General features: G+C 62.6%; 20 protein-coding genes. 9 read left to right on the forward strand and 11 right to left on the reverse strand.

Annotation, left to right across the window (positions count from 1 at the left end; genetic code table 11):
* Window positions 1-115 precede the first annotated feature (115 nt).
* The 5 genes from DEM27_RS07340 (at window position 116) to DEM27_RS07360 (ending at window position 7,077) form a co-directional block, all read left to right on the forward strand.
* Window positions 116-2,563: a GcvT family protein gene (locus tag DEM27_RS07340; protein WP_109457712.1), complete on the forward strand. Its 2,448-nt coding sequence runs from the start codon at window positions 116-118 to the stop codon at window positions 2,561-2,563.
* A 2-nt stretch (window positions 2,564-2,565) separates the two neighbouring features.
* A complete protein-coding gene (locus DEM27_RS07345; protein ID WP_109457540.1) occupies window positions 2,566-5,013 on the forward strand; it encodes a GcvT family protein in 2,448 nt (815 codons plus the stop codon).
* Window positions 5,014-5,120: 107 nt separating this feature from the next.
* Complete coding sequence (locus tag DEM27_RS07350; RefSeq protein ID WP_109457713.1) at window positions 5,121-6,359, forward strand: aromatic ring-hydroxylating oxygenase subunit alpha; 1,239 nt, start codon at window positions 5,121-5,123, stop codon at window positions 6,357-6,359.
* 58 nt (window positions 6,360-6,417) lie between these two features.
* A complete protein-coding gene (gene rhaM, locus DEM27_RS07355) occupies window positions 6,418-6,732 on the forward strand; it encodes an L-rhamnose mutarotase (protein WP_109457541.1) in 315 nt (104 codons plus the stop codon).
* Window positions 6,733-6,861: 129 nt separating this feature from the next.
* Window positions 6,862-7,077, forward strand: a complete 216-nt coding sequence (locus tag DEM27_RS07360; RefSeq protein ID WP_109457542.1) for a hypothetical protein — start codon at window positions 6,862-6,864, stop codon at window positions 7,075-7,077.
* 2 nt (window positions 7,078-7,079) lie between these two features.
* On the opposite strand, the gene DEM27_RS07365 is transcribed toward DEM27_RS07360, so the two are convergent.
* Both DEM27_RS07365 and tal read right to left on the reverse strand, forming a co-directional pair.
* A complete protein-coding gene (locus DEM27_RS07365) occupies window positions 7,080-7,757 on the reverse strand; it encodes a DUF1345 domain-containing protein (protein ID WP_109457543.1) in 678 nt (225 codons plus the stop codon).
* A gap of 93 nt (window positions 7,758-7,850) precedes the next feature.
* Window positions 7,851-8,810 (reverse strand): transaldolase, encoded by a 960-nt coding sequence (gene tal, locus DEM27_RS07370; RefSeq protein WP_109457544.1) that lies wholly within the window; start codon window positions 8,808-8,810, stop codon window positions 7,851-7,853.
* Between the two features lie 208 nt (window positions 8,811-9,018).
* Between tal and DEM27_RS07375 the strand changes: the two genes are divergently transcribed.
* A complete protein-coding gene (locus DEM27_RS07375; protein ID WP_109457545.1) occupies window positions 9,019-10,020 on the forward strand; it encodes a sugar-binding transcriptional regulator in 1,002 nt (333 codons plus the stop codon).
* Window positions 10,021-10,108: 88 nt separating this feature from the next.
* On the opposite strand, the gene DEM27_RS07380 is transcribed toward DEM27_RS07375, so the two are convergent.
* Entirely contained in the window at window positions 10,109-10,981 is an 873-nt protein-coding gene (locus DEM27_RS07380; RefSeq protein ID WP_109457546.1) for a methylated-DNA--[protein]-cysteine S-methyltransferase, read from the reverse strand.
* Between the two features lie 67 nt (window positions 10,982-11,048).
* Window positions 11,049-11,546, reverse strand: a complete 498-nt coding sequence (locus tag DEM27_RS07385; protein WP_109457547.1) for a DUF2244 domain-containing protein — start codon at window positions 11,544-11,546, stop codon at window positions 11,049-11,051.
* A gap of 22 nt (window positions 11,547-11,568) precedes the next feature.
* Between DEM27_RS07385 and nth the strand changes: the two genes are divergently transcribed.
* A complete protein-coding gene (gene nth / locus DEM27_RS07390) occupies window positions 11,569-12,363 on the forward strand; it encodes an endonuclease III (RefSeq protein ID WP_109457548.1) in 795 nt (264 codons plus the stop codon).
* On the opposite strand, the gene DEM27_RS07395 is transcribed toward nth, so the two are convergent.
* On the reverse strand, window positions 12,328-12,912 hold the full coding sequence (locus tag DEM27_RS07395) for a TetR/AcrR family transcriptional regulator (RefSeq protein ID WP_109457549.1): 585 nt from the start codon (window positions 12,910-12,912) through the stop codon (window positions 12,328-12,330). The genes nth and DEM27_RS07395 overlap by 36 nt on opposite strands.
* 83 nt (window positions 12,913-12,995) lie before the next feature.
* On the opposite strand from DEM27_RS07395, the gene DEM27_RS07400 reads away from it, so the two are divergent.
* Window positions 12,996-13,421 (forward strand): VOC family protein, encoded by a 426-nt coding sequence (locus DEM27_RS07400; protein ID WP_109457550.1) that lies wholly within the window; start codon window positions 12,996-12,998, stop codon window positions 13,419-13,421.
* A 9-nt stretch (window positions 13,422-13,430) separates the two neighbouring features.
* On the opposite strand, the gene DEM27_RS07405 is transcribed toward DEM27_RS07400, so the two are convergent.
* Window positions 13,431-14,147 (reverse strand): sulfate transporter family protein, encoded by a 717-nt coding sequence (locus tag DEM27_RS07405; protein ID WP_109457551.1) that lies wholly within the window; start codon window positions 14,145-14,147, stop codon window positions 13,431-13,433.
* Between the two features lie 284 nt (window positions 14,148-14,431).
* Between DEM27_RS07405 and DEM27_RS07410 the strand changes: the two genes are divergently transcribed.
* On the forward strand, window positions 14,432-15,286 hold the full coding sequence (locus DEM27_RS07410; protein WP_165823361.1) for a MurR/RpiR family transcriptional regulator: 855 nt from the start codon (window positions 14,432-14,434) through the stop codon (window positions 15,284-15,286).
* Here DEM27_RS07410 and DEM27_RS07415 read toward each other — a convergent pair.
* From DEM27_RS07415 to DEM27_RS07435, 5 genes are all read right to left on the reverse strand, one after another.
* Window positions 15,273-15,593 (reverse strand): DUF2218 domain-containing protein, encoded by a 321-nt coding sequence (locus tag DEM27_RS07415; RefSeq protein ID WP_109457553.1) that lies wholly within the window; start codon window positions 15,591-15,593, stop codon window positions 15,273-15,275. The genes DEM27_RS07410 and DEM27_RS07415 overlap by 14 nt on opposite strands.
* A gap of 112 nt (window positions 15,594-15,705) precedes the next feature.
* Window positions 15,706-16,797: an amidohydrolase family protein gene (locus DEM27_RS07420; RefSeq protein ID WP_245445696.1), complete on the reverse strand. Its 1,092-nt coding sequence runs from the start codon at window positions 16,795-16,797 to the stop codon at window positions 15,706-15,708.
* Window positions 16,798-17,194: 397 nt separating this feature from the next.
* Window positions 17,195-18,529 carry an amidohydrolase family protein gene (locus tag DEM27_RS07425; RefSeq protein WP_245445698.1) on the reverse strand — a complete coding sequence of 445 codons (1,335 nt, stop codon included), beginning with the start codon at window positions 18,527-18,529 and terminating at the stop codon, window positions 17,195-17,197.
* Between the two features lie 2 nt (window positions 18,530-18,531).
* Window positions 18,532-19,389, reverse strand: a complete 858-nt coding sequence (locus DEM27_RS07430; RefSeq protein WP_109457554.1) for an aromatic ring-hydroxylating oxygenase subunit alpha — start codon at window positions 19,387-19,389, stop codon at window positions 18,532-18,534.
* Between the two features lie 13 nt (window positions 19,390-19,402).
* Window positions 19,403-19,666 (reverse strand): hypothetical protein, encoded by a 264-nt coding sequence (locus DEM27_RS07435; RefSeq protein ID WP_109457555.1) that lies wholly within the window; start codon window positions 19,664-19,666, stop codon window positions 19,403-19,405.
* Window positions 19,667-19,669: the final 3 nt, after the last annotated feature.

Genomic DNA, 19,669 nt, shown 5'->3' on the forward strand with positions numbered 1-19,669 from the left:
CCTCATCCAGTCTCGGCAAATCTAATCGAAAACTTCGATCAATAAAACAAAATCCCACCGCTTGATGAGCGTCAATTTCATTGCGAAGACTGACGTCAAAACGAGGGAACGCTGCATGTCGGAATTGCCATCAACAACCCGTGTCGTGATCATCGGCGGCGGCGCCGTCGGCGCGTCGGCGCTCTATCATCTGGCCAAGGCCGGCTGGACGGATTGCGTGCTCCTGGAAAAGAACGAGCTGACCGCAGGCTCCACCTGGCATGCGGCCGGCAACGTGCCGACCTTCTCCTCCTCCTGGTCGATCATGAACATGCAGCGCTATTCGGCGTCGCTCTATCGTGACCTCGGCACGCTGGCCGATTACCCGATGAACTATCATGTCACCGGCTCCATCCGCCTCGCCCATTCGAAGGAGCGGCTGCAGGAGTTCAAGCGTGTCGTCGGCATGGGCCGTTACCAGGGCATGGATCTCGATATCCTCACCCCCGACGACATCAAGAGCCGCTATCCCTTCCTCGAAACCCACGACCTGACCGGCGCCCTCTACGATCCCTATGACGGCGACATCGACCCGGCGCAGCTCACCCAGGCGCTCGCCAAGGGCGCGCGCGACATGGGCGCCAAGGTCATCCGCTTCTGTCCCGTCACCGGCGCCCGCCGGGAAAACGACGAGTGGGTCATCTCCACGCCGAAGGGCGACATCCGCTGCGAATATGTCGTCAACGCCGCCGGCTATTATGCTCGCGAGGTCGGCAAAATGTTCGGCCGCGACGTGCCGATGATGGTGATGAGCCATCAATACATGCTGTTCGAGGAAATCCCCGAGCTTGCCGCCTGGACGAAAGAAGTCGGCCACAAGCTGCCGCTGCTGCGCGACGTCGATAGTTCCTATTACCTGCGCCAGGAAAAGACGGGCATGAACCTCGGCCCGTACGAAAAGAACTGCAAGGCGCACTGGATCACCCCGGACGATCCGATGCCTGAGGATTTTTCCTTCCAGCTCTTCCCGGACGATCTGGAGCGGCTGGAGTGGTATCTCAACGATGCCATCGAGCGTGTGCCGATTCTCGGCACCGCCGGCCTGTCGAAGATGATCAACGGCCCGATCCCCTATGCGCCCGACGGCAATCCGCTGATCGGCCCGATGCCCGGCGTGCCGAATGCCTTCGAGGCCTGCGTCTTCACCTTCGGCATCTGCCAGGCCGGCGGCGCCGGCAAGGTGCTCGCCGAATGGGTGACGGAGGGCCAAACGGAGTGGGACATGTGGTCCTGCGATCCGCGCCGCTACACCGATTACACCGACCAGGACTATTGCATCGCCAAGGGCATGGAAATCTATGGCCATGAATATGCGATGCATTTCCCGAAACATTACTGGCCGGCCGGCCGCGACAGGAAGCTTTCGCCGATCCACGACCGCATCGCCGCCCTCGGCGCCCAGTTCAAGCCCTATAACGGCTGGGAACGTGCCATGTGGTACGCCAGGCCCGGCGACGACACGTCCGAGGCAGCAACCCAGACCTGGGATCGGCAGGGGCCGTGGTCGCCGCGCATCGAAGAGGAATGCCTCGCCGTGCGCGATGCCGCCGGCATCCTCGACCTGCCCGGCTTTTCGCGCTACCGCGTCAAGGGCGAAGGCGCGACCGAGTGGCTGTCGTCGCTGATCACCGGCAAGGTGCCGAAACCCGGCCGCATCGGCCTCGCCTATTTCGCCGACGACAAGGGCCGCATCGTCACCGAGATGTCGGTGATGATGCTGGAGGAGGATTTCTTCTTCCTGATCACCGCCGCCACCGCCCAGTGGCACGATCTCGAATGGCTGAAGAAGCATCTTCCCGCTGGCGCCAAATTCACCATCGACGACGTTCCCACCGGCTTCTCCTGCCAGATCCTCTCCGGCCCGAAGGCGCGTGACATCTTTGCCGAGGTCACCGACGCCGATCTGTCCAAGGGCTGGCTGACGCATCAGTCGGCACAGATCGCCGGCCGATGGTGCCAGCTGGTGCGCGTCTCCTTCGCCGGCGAGCTCGGCTGGGAAATCCATTCGAAGGTCGAGGATACACCTGCGATTTTCGACGCCGTCTGGGCCGCCGGCCAGAAGCACGGCCTGAAACCCTTTGGCATGGAGGCGCTCGACAGCCTGCGCATCGAAAAGGGGTATCGCGCCTGGAAAGGCGATCTTTCCACCGATTACACCGTGCTGCAGGGCGGGCTGGAACGTTTCGTCGACTGGACGAAACCGGACTTCAAGGGCAAGGCTGCGCTGGAACGCGAAAAGCAGCAAGGCGTTTCGAAACGTTTCGTGACACTGACCGTCGATGCCGGCGATTGTGATGCGCCCTACATGTCGACGCTCTGGCATGGCGGCCAGGTGGTCGGCGAGACGACCTCCGGCAACTGGGGTTTCCGGACGGCCAAATCCATCGCGCTTGGCATGCTGCGCGCCGACCTCGCCGTGCCGGGCACGCAGGTGGAGGTGGAAATCTACGGCGAACGCCGGGCGGCGGTGGTGCAGGAAGACCAGCCGCTGTGGGATCCGAAGAATGAAAGGCTGAGGGCTTAAAGATGAAGGCGATCCCCAACAAGGCGAGAGCCGTCATCATCGGCGGCGGCGTATCGGGCTGTTCCGTCGCTTATCACCTGGCCAAGCTCGGCTGGACGGACGTGGTGCTGCTGGAGCGCAAGCAGCTGACCTCGGGCACGACCTGGCATGCCGCCGGCCTGATCGGCCAGCTGCGCGCCTCGCAGAACATGACGCGGCTCGCGAAATATTCCGCCGACCTCTACGTCAAGCTGGAAGCCGAAACCGGCATCGGCACCGGTATGCGCCAATGCGGCTCGATGACGGTGGCTCTGACGGAGGAGCGCAAAGAAGAGATCTATCGCCAGGCTTCGCTTGCCCGCGCCTTCGGCGTCGATGTGCGCGAGATCACCGTCGATGAAGTTAAGGGCATGTATCCGCACCTCAACACCGCCGATGTCAAGGCGGCGGTGCATCTGCCGCTCGACGGCCAGTGCGACCCCGCCAACATCGCCATGGCGCTGGCGAAGGGTGCGCGGCAGAACGGCGCGACGGTGATCGAGAACGTCAAGGTCACCGCCGTGCTCAGGAAAGACGGCCGGGTGACCGGCGTCACCTGCGAGCAGAACGGCGAAACCTACACGATCGAGACCGAAAACGTCGTCAACGCCGCCGGCATGTGGGGCCGTGAGCTCGGCAACCTTTCGGGCGTCACCGTGCCGCTGCATGCCTGCGAGCATTTCTACATCGTCACCGAGCCGATATCGGGCCTGAAGCAGCTGCCGGTGCTGCGCGTGCCCGATGAATGCACCTACTATAAGGAGGATGCCGGCAAGATGCTGATCGGCGCTTTCGAGCTGAAAGCCAAGCCCTGGGGCATGGACGGCATCTCGGAGGATTTCTGCTTCGACCAGCTGCCGGAGGATTTCGACCACTTCCAGCCGATCCTCGAAAACGCCATCAACCGCATGCCGATGCTGGAAACCGCCGGCATCCACACCTTCTTCAACGGCCCGGAAAGTTTTACGCCCGACGACCGTTATTATCTCGGCGAGGCGCCGGAGCTGAAGGGTTACTGGGTCGCGGCCGGTTACAATTCCATCGGCATCGTTTCGTCCGGCGGCGCCGGCATGGCGCTGGCGCAGTGGATGAACGACGGCGAGCCGCCCTTCGACCTCTGGGAAGTGGATATCCGCCGCGCCCAGCCCTTCCAGAAGAACCGCACCTACCTCAGGGAACGCGTCACGGAAACGCTCGGCCTGCTTTATGCCGACCATTTCCCCTACCGCCAGATGGCGACCGCCCGCGGCGTGCGCCGCACGCCGCTGCACGAGCACCTGAAGGCCCGTGGCGCCGTCTTCGGCGAAGTCGCCGGCTGGGAACGCGCCAACTGGTATGCCAATCCGGGCCAGGAGCAGGAATACCGCTATAGCTGGCAGCGGCAGAACTGGTTCGAGAACCAGAAGGCCGAACATCTGGCGATCCGCAACGGCGTCGGCTTCATCGACATGACCTCCTTCGGCAAGATCCGCGTCGAGGGCCGCGATGCGCTCGCTTTCCTGCAGCGGCTCTGCGCCAACCAGATGGACGTCGAGCCGGGCAGGATCGTCTACACCCAGATGCTCAACCATCGCGGCGGCATCGAGAGCGACCTGACGGTCACCCGCCTTTCGGAAAACGCTTATCTCCTCGTCGTGCCCGGCGCGACGCTGCAGCGCGACCTCTCCTGGCTGCGGCGCAACCTCGGGAGGGAAGAATTCGTCGTCATCACCGATGTGACGGCGGCGGAATCCGTGCTCTGCATCATGGGGCCGAAGGCCCGCGAGTTGATGCGGAAGGTCAGCCCGAACGATTTCTCCAATGCCGCCCATCCCTTCGGCTCGGTGCGAGAGATCGAGATCGGCATGGGTCTCGCCCGTGCCCACCGCGTCACCTATGTCGGCGAACTCGGCTGGGAGCTTTACGTCTCCTCCGACCAGACGGCGCATGTGTTCGAAACGCTGGAGGACGCCGGCCGCGATCTCGGCCTGAAACTCTGCGGCATCCACACGCTCGATTCCTGCCGCATCGAAAAGGCCTTCCGCCATTTCGGCCACGACATCACCGACGAGGACCACGTCCTCGAAGCCGGCCTCGGTTTTGCCGTCAGGACCGGCAAGGGCGATTTCATCGGCCGCGATGCGGTGCTGCGCAAGAAGGAGGCCGGGCTCGACCGCCGGCTGGTGCAGTTCAAGCTGACCGATCCGCAGCCGCTGCTCTTCCACAACGAGGCGCTGGTGCGTGACGGCAAGATCGTCTCGATCGTCACCTCGGGCAATTACGGCCACCACCTCGGCGGCGCCATCGGCCTCGGCTACGTGCCGTGCAAGGGCGAAAGCGAGGCGGACGTGCTGGGCTCGGCTTACGAAATCGAGATTGCCGGCACGCGGGTGAAGGCCGAGGCCTCGCTGGCGCCGATGTACGATCCGAAGGCCGAGCGGGTGCGGATGTAACCTCTTCTCCCCAGCGGGGAGAAGAGGGAGCAAGAGGCTCCCGCAACAGACACCATACGCGCGCCGGAACGCGGATTTTCCGGTTTGTCTTCAAGGAGATGAACATCATGCTCGCGCCCGAAATCAAAACCCGCGAAAAACCCCTCGACCGCATCGACCAGCTGGTCGCCGCCCATCGTCCGGGTTATGCGCTCACCCGCCCCTTCTACATGGATCCGGAGATCTACGAGCGGGACCTGGAGCGGGTGTTCTTCCGCCACTGGCACTGTCTCGCCCATGAAAGCGTCATTCCCAACCCGGGCGATTTCGAAGTCTTCAAGCTCGCCTCGGAAGCGGTGATCCTGACGCGCGCCAAGGACGGCACCGTACATGCCATGCTGAACCTCTGCCGCCACCGCGGCGCCGAGGTTTGCACCAAGCCAAAGGGCAATGCCAAGGCCTTCGTCTGCCCCTACCATGCCTGGACCTACGGCAATGACGGCGCGCTGAAGGCGGCCCGGCTGATGCCGAAGGATTTCAAGCGCGAGGACCACGGGCTGAAGAAGCTGCATGTGCGCGTCGTCGAAGGCTTGGTCTTCATCTCCTTCGCCAAGGAGCCGCTGGATTTTTCCGAGGTGGAAAACCTGCTGCATGCCACCGCCGGCCAGTATGGCTGGGGCAAGGCCAAGGTCGCCCATCGCCAGACCTATCCGGTCGACGCCAACTGGAAACTCGCGGTCGAGAACTATGTCGAGTGTTACCATTGCGGCCCGGCGCATCCGGAATATTCCGAGACGCATGCGCTGGAACAGCCGCTGCACATGATCGAGGAACTGAACGCCAAGATGGAAGCCCGCACCTGCGCGCTCGGCATCGACGTCGGTTCCGGCGATCACTGGCAGACCTCGCGCAACAACAAGGAAGCCATCCACGCCTTCCGTTATGCGCTTTATGACGGCGTCAAGACCGGCAGCAAGGATGGTTCGCCGCTGTCGACCCTGATGGGTCGTTTCAGCGATTTCGACGGCGGCGTCACCTCCATCCATCTCGGCGGCACTTCCTTCCTCGTCTGCTACGCCGACCACGGCATGATCTACCGCTTCATTCCGCGGGGCGTCGAAGCCTGCGAGATGGAACTGATCTGGCTTGTCGACGAGAAGGCCGAGGCCGGCGTCGATTACGATTTCGACAAGCTGACCTGGCTCTGGACGGTGACCACCGACGAGGACAAGGCGATTATCGAGCATACATCTCGCGGCGTCCGCTCGCATTTCTACGAACCCGGCCCGATCGCGCCGATGGAGCAGAACGAGTTGCGCTACATCAACTGGTATCTCGACGAGATTTCGCGCCCTGTAGGCGCCTGATGCCGCTTGCCTTCCCCTTGCCCGCACGGCAAAGATCCGGCGGGCAGGGAGGATCACCATGGAAAAATACGCGTTCCGCATGCGGCTCAACCCCGGCATGACGGAGGAATACAAGGCGCGTCACGACGCCATCTGGCCGGAGTTGGTTGCTCTCCTGAAGGAAGCCGGCATTACCGATTACTCCATCCACCTCGACGAGGAATATGGCCTGTTGTTCGGCGTGCTCTGGCGCACCGACGATCACCGCATGGCCGATCTGCCCGCACACGCCGTAATGCAGCGCTGGTGGGCGCATATGGCCGACATCATGGAAACCAGGCCTGACAACGAGCCGGTGGCCGTGCCGCTGCAAACCGTCTTCCATATGGCGTGACGGCGCCTGTTCCGGCCGGAACAGACCAGGCGGCAAGCCTGTGAGATTGTGTTCTCAACGGATGGGACAGGCCCGTCCGCTCCACCGAAGCAGCGCCGACCGATCCGAAACGGCGCAAGGAGAACATCATTGTCGCGTCTTCTGCCCTCTCTTGCCGTTGCCGTCATCACTCTTCTCGCCGCCACCTCCCCGAGCCTCGCCGCTTATCAGGACTGTTCCTCGGTCGCCTCCTATCAGCAGGTGTCGGACGGATACGGCCGGGTGCCGACCTGCTGGGTGAAGAAGGTGCGCAGCTATGATGCCTACGGCAATCCGGTGGTGAAGAAGGTTCGGCTCTGCAAATAATTCTAGACGAAGCTCGCCCCGACATTCACCGCCAGCGCCAGCACGGTCGTGTTGAAGAAGAACGACAGTACCGAATGCAGCAGCGCCAGCCGGCGCATCGGCATGGAGCTGATCGAGACGTCCGCCGTCTGCGCCGCCACGCCGATGGTGAAGGCGAAATACAGGAAATCCCAGAAAACCGGCTCCTGCGGATTTTCGGGAAACTTCAAACCCTCTCCGCCCTGCGCACCGGCATAATAGCGGTGCGCATAGTGGACGGTGAACAAGGTATGCAGGAAAACCCATGAGATCAGGATCGTCGACACCGCCACACCGGCGCGAATCCAGATATCCGAAGGCACGGTATCCTTCAGCCCGTGAAGCTCCACCGCGATGCCCGCCATGCTCGCGAGCGCCGCGCCGCTTGCCAGAATAAGCAGCAAGCTATCGGAAAAATCGAGCGCCGCGGCACGGCGGCGAAGCCGGTGCAGGTTGGTGGTCAGCATCCGGTACCATGTCAGGCCGATATAGATCAGCGCCCCGACGACCCAGCCGAGCAGCAGGTTGTCGGCCGTCAACTGTGCCGAGGTGAGGAAGGCGAACACCGCTACGCCGGCGACAACACCGATCGTCAGGCTCTGGTGCCGGCGGAAGAAAACCAGTGGACCACCCCCGCGCTCCAGCCCATTCTTGTCCGCCATGCCTTCACTCCTGCCGTCTTGCCGCGATCACATAACAAAACCCCTCCCCGCGCAAGCAGGAAGGGGCAAGGGGCAAACCGTCGTGCGGAAAAATCAGGCCGCAGCCAGTTCCTTCTGGACCATGGCGCGCAGCGCGCCGAGATCCTTGCCGAACAGGCGGATGCCTTCGGACAGCTTTTCGGTCGCCATGGCGTCTTCGTTCATCATCCAGCGGAAGGTCTTTTCGTCGACCTTGACCGGCTCCTGCTTTTCCGCCTTATCCGGCGAAAGCTTGCGCTCCAGCGTGCCTTCGGCCTTGGAGAGTTCCTCGAGCAGCGCCGGGCTGATCGTCAGGCGGTCGCAACCGGCCAGCGCTTCGATTTCGCCGACATTGCGGAACGAGGCGCCCATGACGATCGTGTCGATGCCGTTGGTCTTGTAGTAGTCGTAGATCGAGCGGACCGAAAGCACGCCCGGATCGTCTTCCGCCGTGTAGGTCTTGCCGGTGGACTTGGCGTACCAGTCCATGATGCGGCCGACGAAGGGCGAGATCAGGAACACCTTGGCATCGGCGCAGGCAATCGCCTGGGCCTTGCTGAACAGCAGGGTCAGGTTGCAGTCGACGCCTTCCTTCTGCAGCACTTCGGCGGCGCGGATGCCTTCCCAGGTGGAGGCGAGCTTGATCAGGATGCGATCCTGGCCGATGCCGCGTTCCTTGTAGGCGGCGACGATCTGGCGGGCCTTGGCGATCGAGGCTTCGGTATCGAAGGACAGGTCGGCATCGACTTCGGTCGAGACCCGGCCGGGCACGAGGCCGACGAGGGCGGCACCGACGGAGATCGCCAGGCGGTCGGCGACGGCGGCAACGACGCCCTCGCTGGAGCCGTTCTGCGACTTGCCCCAAGAGACCGCTTCCTTGACCGCATCGGCAAACATCGGGGTGCCCAGCGCCTTGAGCACGATGGTCGGGTTGGTGGTGCAATCGACCGGTTTCAGGCGGGTAACCGCCTCGATATCGCCGGTATCGGCCACCACGGTGGTCATCTGGCGCAGTTGGTCAAGCTTGGAAGTCATCGTCTCTGTCCCTTGTTGAACCTCTGACCCGCCTTGCGGCGCATAAGATAAACGCGCGACCATGGGGCTGGTTTCGTGGCCGGACTATCGCCAGTGTCGGGGCGAAAAGTCAAGGACATTTGCGCATTGGAGTTGACATAAGTACCATCCTCCTCAATATCACAGCCATCGGCGATCACGGTCGCCAGAAGAAAATCCCGGAGGCTTCGTGGTCAAGCTCAGACGCGGCACGCATACGGCCTATTCAGAGGCCGCTTCGCTGCGCCTGCGGGCCGCCTGGCTCTATTACAACCAGGGCCTGACGCAGAAGGATGTGGCGACGCAACTCGGCATCAGCCGCACGACCGTCATCCGCCTGCTCGACGAGGCGATGAAGCGCTCCGAGGTGCAGATCTTCATCAATGAAGGCATCGGCGATTGCGTCGAACTCGCCGTGAAGCTGGAACGCGCCTACGGACTCGACGAGGCGATCGTGGTGCCGGCGCCGGTTTCCAGCGATGTCGATACGCTGGCCAAGGGTGTCGGCATGGCGCTCGGCCAGTTTCTGTCGGAGGTGATCGCCGACGACAGCACCATCGGCGTCGGCTGGGGCCGGACGATGACGGCGTCGCTTTCCAGCTTCCGCCCGCCGCGGCGCGACAATTGCAAGGTCGTCTCGCTGCTCGGCGGCATCGTCGCCGTGCACGTCACCAACCCGATCGACTATTCCTGGCGGCTGGCCAGCCAGCTCGGCGCCGAATGCTACATGTTCCTGGCGCCGCTGCTGGTGGATTCCGTCCAGACCAAACGCAATCTCGTGGAAAAATGCGGCCTGGACACGATCTACCGGCTGGCGGAAACGCTCGACCTCGCCATCGTCAGTTGCGGCGATATCGGCCCGCATTCGACATCCCTGTCGGAAGGCTGGATTTCCAAGGCGGAACTGAACGAACTGATCGACGCCGGCTGCGTCTGCGACACGATGTTCAACTTCCTCGACAAGGACGGCAACTCCGTCGACCACTCGATCAATCAGCGGGTGATGTCGGTGGATCTCGATACGCTGAAGAAGGCAAAACACATCGTGCTGTCCTCCGGCGGCGCCCACCGGGCGGTGGCGATCCGGGCGACGATCAAGCGCATCGGCTGCAACACGCTGATCACCGACGAAAGTGCTGCGAGGGCCTTGCTGGAGCTTATGGACTGTCCGCCGACATCCGTAGCCCCCTGACGCAGCATTCGGCCTGACGCCGTCCGGAGCTTTTTGTTTTTACGCAATTCCGGACGCAAAACCGTTCAGCACTTTTGCTGGAATTGCTCTACATCTGCCCGGCTTCCCAGCCGAGCATGGCGCGTTTGCGCGTCAGCCCCCAATGATAGCCCGTCAGCGCACCGTTCTTGCCGAGCGCGCGGTGGCAGGGCACGACGAACGAAATCGGGTTGCGGCCGACGGCGGCACCGACGGCGCGGCTGGCGGTGGGCTGGCCGATGTCTTGGGCGATGTCGGAATAGGTCACGGCGCGGCCGAGCGGAATCTTCAGCAGGCTTTCCCAGACGCGCACCTGGAAATCCGTGCCGATGAGCACCACCCGCAGCGGCTGGTCCGCCGACCATTGGCCGGGTTGGAAGATACGCGTGGCGTAAGACTGCGTCGCTTCGCTGTCCTCGATATATTCGGCATTCGGCCAGCGGCAGGTCATGTCTTCCAGGCACGGCTGCTCCTGCCCGACATCGGCAAAGGCAAGCCCGGCAAGGCCGCGATCGGTGGCCATCACCAGCGCAATGCCAAAGGGCGACGGATGGAAGCCGTAGCGGATCGTCAGGCCGCCGCCCCTTGCCTTCCATTCGCCCGGCGACATCGCCTCATGGGTGACGAAAAGGTCGTGCAGGCGCCCCGGGCCGGACAGTCCCACCTCCAGCGACGTTTCGAGCAGCGGCAGCTCTTCCTGCCGTAAAAGCCGCTTGGCGTGGTCCAGCGTCACGGCCTGCAGGAAACCTTTCGGCGACAGTCCGGCCCAGCGCGTGAACGTCTTCTGGAGCTGCGTCGGCGACTGGTTCAGCGCCGCGGAAATCGTCTCCAGCGACGGCTGGTCACGGTAGTCCTCCGAGATGAGTTCGATCACCTTGCGGACGGTTTCGTAGTCCGGGCCTTCAGGCGTGATATCGGTTTTCAGGTTCGCGATCATGTTCATCGGTTTTCTCCTTGGCCCCGACAAGACCACGAAAGGCCGGGACAAACCACCCGATTCTTGCCGGTTTTCAGATCCTTTGGCGCACGGTGGCCAGTGCGCCGGTCATCGCCTTGGCGAAACTTTCGCGGTCGTCCGGATTGAGGAAGGAGCCGATATCGGTGCGCCGCCCCTCGCCGGCGACATGCATCGAGACGATGCCGATCTCCGAATGCCGGCGGACGCGGAAGCGCGCCCAAAAGGGATTGAAACAATGCTCGACCATTCGGCCGGACGGCGCAAACTTGCGGATCGACAGGTTGGTGCGCGAGACCGTCACCTCTTCCCGTGCCTTAGCGGCCCGGTAGTTCATCGCGAAGGCACCCCACAGAAGCAGGAAATCCACGCCGAAGAACAGGCCGACCGGCCAGGCGCCCGTTATGCAGAAGAACAGGCCGTGCACAAAACAGATGACGCCGGTGATCAGCAGCAGCACTCGAAACCCCTTGCCCCCCAGCGAACGGTAGGGCACGAGTTCGGCTGCAAAAACCGGCTGGTCGTTGAATGTCTCGGCGTTGCCTTCTGCCATGGCGGTTGGATATAGCTTCTCCATGAAAAAACCTGCGCCGCAATCCAGCACCCAAAGTTTGAAAAAGTCAAATGCGGCACCGCGTCGCAAAACCGGCCCTGCCAAAACCGGCCTTGCCAAAACCGCCTATACCAAGGCGGAGCTGGAGGAGATGTTCCGCCGCTTCTCGGTGCAGCGTCCGGAACCGAAAGGCGAACTGGAACACAGCAACCCGTTCACGCTGGTCGTGGCCGTTGCCCTGTCGGCGCAGGCCACCGACGTCGGCGTCAACAAGGCGACGCGCAGCCTCTTCAAGGTGGCCGACACGCCGGAAAAGATGCTGGCGCTCGGTGAGGAAGGCGTCACCGCTTACATCAAGACCATCGGCCTCTACCGCAACAAGGCGAAAAACGTCATCGCGCTGTCGCGCATGCTGATCGAACGCTTCGGCGGCGAGGTGCCGCAGACACGCGATGAACTTGTGATGCTGCCGGGGGTGGGCCGCAAAACCGCCAACGTCGTTCTCTCCATGGCTTTCGGACAGGCGACGATGGCCGTCGATACCCATATCTTCCGCATCGCCAACCGCATCCTGCTGGCGCCGGGCAAGACCCCTGACGAGGTCGAGGAAAACCTGCTGCGGACCATTCCGAAACATTATCTCTACCACGCCCATCACTGGCTGATCCTGCACGGGCGCTACACCTGCAAGGCGCGGCGACCCGAATGCGAGCATTGCATCATCGCCGACCTCTGTCGATCGCCCGAAAAGACCGTGGATATTCCAGCGCCGCTCGTCGAGTTACCGCCGCAGCTCATCGGTGAGGCCGTCGAGTAGGAGAGCGATCGCCGCTTCGTATCCGGCGCGATCGCCACCGCCGGCGATGGCAAGGGCCGCCCGGTCGAAGGCGGAGGACAACAGTGCGGTCAGCGGCCCGAGAAGCGCCTCCGACCGCGATCCCTTCACCACATCCAGCAAGCCGCTCCGCAGCGAAGCCTCGGCATGGTCGCCGTCGAGGGCCGCCATGTCGAAAGGGCCAAGCACCGCCGGCGCCTCCAGCAGCAGAAGCCGTGTCCTTCCTTCGACCGCCATGGCATCGAAATAGGCCGAAGCACCGGCCAGGAGCGCCTGCCGCGGCGTGGTGACGTCTGCCGACCCCGCCTCGATTGCCAGCGCCACGGCTGCCGCCTCCTGCTCGACGACAGCGCGAAACAGCGCCTTCTTGTCCTCGAAGTGATGATAAAGCGCGCCCCGCGTTACGCCGGCGGCCGTCACGATGTCGGGGGTCGGCGTCTCGGCATAACCGCGGTCGACGAACAGTCTGCGACCCGCTGTTATCAGCGCCTGCCTGGTTGCCTCGGTGCGTTCACGATTGCTGCGGCTCATTTTTCCTCTTTACGTACAAACTGCATGCATGTTATTTAATAAAACATACAGATTGTACGCAAATATGCGCCGGAGGAAAAGAGATGAAATCGACGAGCTATTACCCCGTCATCATGACCGACGACGTCGCCGGAACGGCCGCCTTCTATTGCGCCCATTTCCGCTTCCGGCCGCTGTTCGAAAGCGATTGGTACGTGCACCTGCAATCGAGCGAAGACGAGCATGTGACGCTCGCCGTGCTCGACGGCACGCACGAAACCGTTCCCGAGCAAGGCCGCGGCAAGGTTTCCGGCCTGCTGCTGAACTTCGAGGTGGACGACGTCGACGCCGTCTACGAGGCGTGCCGCGGCGCAGGCCTGCCGATCCTCAAGGAGATCCGCGACGAAGATTTCGGCCAGCGGCACTTCATCACCGCCGATCCGAACGGCGTGCTGATCGACATTATCAAGCCGATCCCGCCCAACGCGGAATTCGCCGCCATGTATGAGGCATCCGCCCTGCCGCAATGACCGCAGTCGTCAGCGCGGTGCGGCAATCCCATCGCGCTTCGACAGCAGTTTGTGCAGATGCACCATCAGCCCGGCGGCAAACAGCGGCGTCAGCAGGTTGAGCAGCGGTACGGCCAGAAACGCCGCAATCAACAGGCCGGCAAGGAAAACCGTGCCCGAATGCCGTGAACGGAACAGCCGCGCATCGGCTGGCGAGCGAAAGCGCATGGCGGCGAACTCGAAGAATTCCCGCCCGAGCAGGTAGCCGTTGACGAGGAAGAACGCCATCAGGTTAACGCCGGGAATGAACAGCAGCAGCAGGGCGATGCAGTTGCCGACGATGACGACGCCGAGAAACTTGATCGATCCGCTGATCGCCTCCGCCAGCGGCAGCGCCCGGCCCGGCGCGTCGCCCGGATAATCGCGCTTCTCCACCACTTCGGCCACGTCGTCGAGGAACAGGCCGGCGATGACGGCGGTGACGGGCGACAGAAGCAGGCCGAGCGCCAAGGCCAGGCCGATACTGGCGAAAATGCCGAAGACGAATGCGAGCCATCCCGCCCAGTCGGGAATTCCCGGCAGGAAACTGTCGATCCAGGGCAGCGCGAAATGGATGAACAGGCTGCGCAAGGCAAACCACAATCCGGCCAGGACCAGGATGGTCAGTCCAAGTACCTTCCAGAATACCGACCGCGTCTGCGGCGCGAAAAGATTGAAGAAGGCGAGCCGGGCAGCGTCTAGGATCATGCAACTGTCCTTTTTCCAAGATTGCCTAGAAGTAGGAAAGCGCATCGGCCCGGACAAGGAGACCCGTCTACAATCCTGCGGAAAGAAGATCCTTCCACAAGCGGAAATATTCCACGCCGAACACTTGAAAATAAAGATGATCCTAATATAAGAACAGAACGGCAGAGGTGGCAGGCAAACCCGCTTATTTTCCGGCTCTTTTCGGGACGCTTCCTGTTCCTGTCCGTCTGGATGGCATGCGTGTCGGCCAAGGGCTCGATACGCCGGGCGAAAGGCGAAGGGGCGTGCAAGACCTCGTTGAAAAACTGCAGCAGTACGCCAGGAGCGGGACGCCTGCCGAGCGCAAGATTGCCAAGTATTTTTCCGATCACCTCTCCGATCTCTCCGTGGAAACGGCCGCATCGATCGCCGTGCAGCTCGATCTCAGCCCGATGACCGTCGGGCGTTTCCTGCGTACGCTCGGCTACCAAGGCCTCGGCGAGATACGGCCCGACAGCAACGACAACGCCGTCTTCTCCGCATGGCAGGTCAACGATCACCTCGACGTCCTGCACAAGGACATGCAGGACGGGCAGCTGCTTACCGAGATGATGGCAAAACAGATCGACGCCTTGCAGCAACTCCACACCATGACAACCCAGCCGATCTGGGCCGCCGCGGTTCAGGCAATCATCTCTGCCGACGAGGTTTTTGTGGCCTCCTTCCACAATATCGGCGGCGTTGCACGCTACTTCACCGAACAGTTGACCTATGCCCGCGACAAGGTTCGTTACATGGACGGCCAGAACGGCACCTATGCCGAACTGCTCGGCCGCGATGCAGGCAACAGCCTGCTCATCGTCATCACCTGCCGCCGTTTTGCCTCCAAGTCGCGCACGCTGGCCCGCACGGCGAAAAAAGCCGGCCACAAGGTGCTGCTGATCACCGACCCGCATTGCGACTGGTCGCGGGAAGCCGCCGACCTCACGCTGGTCCTTCCCACGACGCGCCCGAGGATGTGGGACAGTTTTACGCCACTGACCGCGCTGCTGGACTTTCTCCTGACATCCGTCATCGTGGCCGGCGGAGAGGCGACAAGCCAGCGTACCCGGCGGATCAGCGAACTTCAGGATATTTTCGGGGATTTCATGCGTCGCTGAAGCTGGCGACCGGATCGTCGCGATCGACCCATTCGACGTGGTCGAGCTGCTCGCGGAACGGACAATTGGCGATGTAGCCTTCGATGAGGCGCTTCGACAGGGCAATGACAGCGGGATCGTCGGAGAGAAGCGTTACCGTCAATCCGCCCTCATCGGCATTCATGCGGGCGACGCCGCCTCCGGGCATGGCCGCTTCCGCACACGCCTCGCGACCGCCATCGGCAGGTTCCTGGCCAAAATCCTTTGACAGCTGCTGCAAAAAACGCAAGGCGCTGCTCGTTTCAATAAGGCCCGTCGCCATTGGCATGACTTCTTTTCCTCACGCTGCATCCGGTCACGACTTGTGAGTGCATTATAGTGCGACGCACATGTCGATGCGATCACAATTACGAAAAAACCCCAACTATAAACAGGAATGCTCAGGCAAGCTTACGGCCATCCACCCATACGCCGGCTATATTCGCCCGGGATGCACCGAAAATGATCTTTTGCAGGATGTCGTCGCCGGCATCGAGATCATCCCACAGGCGAATCGTTCCTTTATCTGCATTGGTATCGACCACCATCGCATCGAATCGATATCCGGGCGAGAACTGGCCGACCGGCAGGTCGAGGGCTTTCGCACCCCCTGCGGTGGCCACATGGAAGGCATCGCGGAAATCGAGGCGCGCCGGGCCGAAGGTGCTACGCGACGCAGCGTCGAGCCGCGGATCGACGCCGCTTTCCAACATGCGCGAGACCATGATCGCCGCCCGGCAGTTTTCGAACATCGAGGCACTCGGCCCACCGGAAATATCCGTGCCGAGGCCGACATTCAGCCCCTTCTCCAGTGCCGCCCGCAAGGGGAAGACGGCATTGGCGAAATAGGCGTTGGAGAGCGGGCAATGTGCCACCGCCGATTGCCGCGCCTTCAGCGTCTCGACATCCTTTTCCGTCAGGAAATTCGCATGCGCCAGCACGCTGTGGCGTCCGAGCAGGCGGAAGCGATCGAGGCTTGCCGTATCGGTCATGCCGTGGCGCGACAGCACGTAGCCATGCGCCCAGTCGCTTTCCGAACAATGGGTCTGCACATGGCAGCCGCAGTCACGGGCAATAGTGCCGAGCCCTTCCAGCGTCGCATCGGTGCAGGAGGGGATGAAGCGCGGCGTCACCACCGGCAGCACGCGCTTTTCCGCATTGTCGGGATGGCTGCGGATATAGTCGATCAGATCGCGCGTGCCGGACAGCGCTGCATCCGCCGAGGCGTCGCGATAATAGTCTGGGCACTCCTCGGCATTGTCCATCGCCACCTTGCCGATCAGCGCCCGCTGGCCGCGTTCCAGGCAGGTATCGGCGAGAATGCGCGTCGCATCCTGGTGAATGGTGGCGAAATAGAGCGCCGTCGTCGTGCCGTTGGCGATCAGGTCGTCGACGAGGAGACGGTAGGCGCGGCGAGCGAAGGCATGGTCCTCGCGCCTCCAGAGGAAAGGTGTATCTCTGCAGCCACACCTCCAGCGGCACGTCGAGCGCATTGCCGAGCTGCGGAAATTGCGGCGCATGCACATGCAGGTCGACGAAGCCGGGGAGAAGATAAGAGCCTTCCGGCAGCGTCACCAGTTCGCCGGCTGCAGCGCGGGTTTCGCGGATGGCGCGGTAGTTCGGATCGCCATGGCGATGGATCGAAGCGATCGTTCCGTTCTCGTCGATCGAAATCAGCACGTCGTCGAGACGATCGATGAGACCGCGTTCCGGGGAGTGGAAACCGGAGGCGCAGATCGCCTTGTTCCGCAGGTGGGTCATGCACATGTCCTCAATATCAGCCTGCCCGGAGGGCTGGCCGCAAAATATGGCCTCCTTATATACCCAAGCCGTGATCTTATCACATTGTCCGACACCGAAGCGACATCGCTTCGGCTGGACACGCCCCAGTCAAAGGCTGCGATCGCGAAGCGCCAGGGCTTTTTCCCGGAACCTGGCGCGGATTTCGGCTTCGTCGATCCCCGGCAGGATACGATCCTCCATGATCACCCGCCCGTCGACGATGGTGGTGACGACATCGTCGGCCCGCGCCGAATAGACGAGCGCGGCCGCATGATCGTAGACCGGCAGGCAATGCGGCTTGTCGAGATCGACGATGATGACATCCGCCTTCTTGCCCGGGGCCAGCGAACCGACCTCCGGCCGGTTCATCGCCTTCGCGGCGCCATGGGTGGACAGTTCCAGAAGCGCGTTGGTCTTGAGAAATTCCACGTCGCCAGTCTTGTCCTTGTGGATAATGCCGGCGAATTTCATCTCCTGGAACATGTCCAGCGTATTGTGGCTGGCCGGCCCGTCCGTCGCCAGCCCGACGGTGATGCCCGCCTCCTGCATGCAGCGCAGCCGCATCGTGCCGGAATTGAGCTTGGCGTTGCAGCAGGGGCAATGGGCGATCCTGGTGCCCGTCTCCGCCATGATGTGGATATCGTCGTCGTTGAGCTGGGTGCAATGGGCGGCCGTGACGTCGCCTTTCAGGAAACCCAGCGAATGCAGCCATTGCACCGGCGTCGTGCCGTAGGTCTCGGCGACATGGGCGATTTCCTGCGGCCCCTCGGCGAGATGGGTGTGGATGACGACATCCTCGGCATCCGCCACTTCCCGCACCAGCCGATACATGTCGGCACCGCAGGAATAGGGCGCGTGCGGCGACAGAGCCAGGTGGATGCGATCGTTGCCGCTGCGGTGATATAACGCGACGCGATCGCCGAACGTCTCCAGCGCCTTCCACGACCAGTCAGTGATCGGCTCGTAGATGCCGCGATCGGCAAAACCGTAACCGAGCGTCGCCCGGAGCGGCACCACCTTCAGCGCCTCCAGTTCCGGGCTGACGGCATAGGCGTCGAAATGTTCGTTGAAGGTGATCATGCCCGATTTCACCATCTCGACCAGGCCCATCAGGCTCGCCCAGTAGAGCGTGTCGGGATCGAAATTGCGCTTGAGCCGCCACATCGTCTTCAGCCATTCGAAGAGCTGCACGTCTTCCAGCAGTCCGCGCAGCAGCATGTTGGAGGCGATATGGGTGTGGCAGTTGACGAAACCCGGCATGACGACGCGGCCCCTGGCATCGATCACCTTGGCCGCCCCCTGCGTATCGATCTCGGCGGCCGGTCCGACGGCGGCGATCGTATCGCCTGATATCGTCAGCGCGCCGCTTTCGATCTTCGGCCGCCCCGCCATCGGCAGGATGACCGCGTTGACGATGGCGATATCCGCCGCTGCCTGTGTCATGCTCATGCCGCCTGTGCCGTCGTGCCGTAGGTAATGCCCTTTTCCTTCAGCCAGCGGCGATAGGCGATCGAGGTCGCATCCGCCCGCGTCGGGATTTCGGTGCGCGGTTCCATCGGCAGGAGCACCGGCCGCTGGTTTTCCAGGATGATGCGGTCCTGCAGGAAGATGACCTGCTGGAAGCCGACCAGCTCCGTCACCGTCGAGACGTCGTCGATCAGGAACATCACCGGATGCGCCCGGCAGCGATCCGGATCGAGCGGCTGGACGAAGAGGCAGATCAGGTCCTGGCGCGTCTCGGAATTCGGACAGGTCTTGTAGAGCAGCGTCGTGAACGGCGTCATCACCCGGTAGACATATTGCGTCATCAGGCCGCCGGTGGCCGACAACGCCGCCTGCGGCTGGAAGAACTGGCAGTTCGTCGCCCAGACCTCGTCGACGTCGCGGCGAATCTCGGCATTGTAATGAAGCACTTCCGTATGCGGCTCGGCGCCGAGGATATCGGTGTGCACGAAGGGGAAGTGCGCCATGTCGAGGAAATTCTCGACAATGCGCAGCGCCGACGCCTTGACCGACACCACGCCGCAATTGACGACGCGCCGGTCCGGCTCATGGGCCTCGGGAATGGGAAACAGATCGTGGTTCGGGCTGCCGAGCGTCGTCCAGATGAAACCGTAGCGGCGGATGATCGGCAGTTGCCGCTCCTCGCCCTCCGGCGTGATGGTGATCGTGCCGTCAGCCGTGCGCGTCACGTCGAGATCGGTGCCGAGCAGCCGGTTGCGCGAGGCGCCGTAGGGGATCAGCGTTTCGGTATCGATGACGTGCCACTGGTCGAGAGCGGCCTTGTCGGTGCATGTGCCCATAGCCTCTGCCTTTCTACTGGCTGTAAATCCTGTCCATGACAGTCTGGTGTTTTGCGAGCAGGCTTTCAACATCGGTGTGGCGGAACTCGCTCGAGCCGATGATCTGACGTCCGTTGATATAGGAATAGTCGGCCTTGAACGGGCCGCACATCACCAGTGCGGCCAGGGGATCGCGCTGGGTGCCGGACAGCCCGAGTTGGCTCCGATCGATGGCAATAACATCGGCGCTCATACCGGGCGCCAGATGGCTGATGTTCTTGACCAGCAGAGTCGGCATCGT

Source organism: Rhizobium album, assembly GCF_003122325.1.
In the GTDB taxonomy this organism is placed as follows: Bacteria; Pseudomonadota; Alphaproteobacteria; order Rhizobiales; family Rhizobiaceae; genus Metarhizobium; species Metarhizobium album.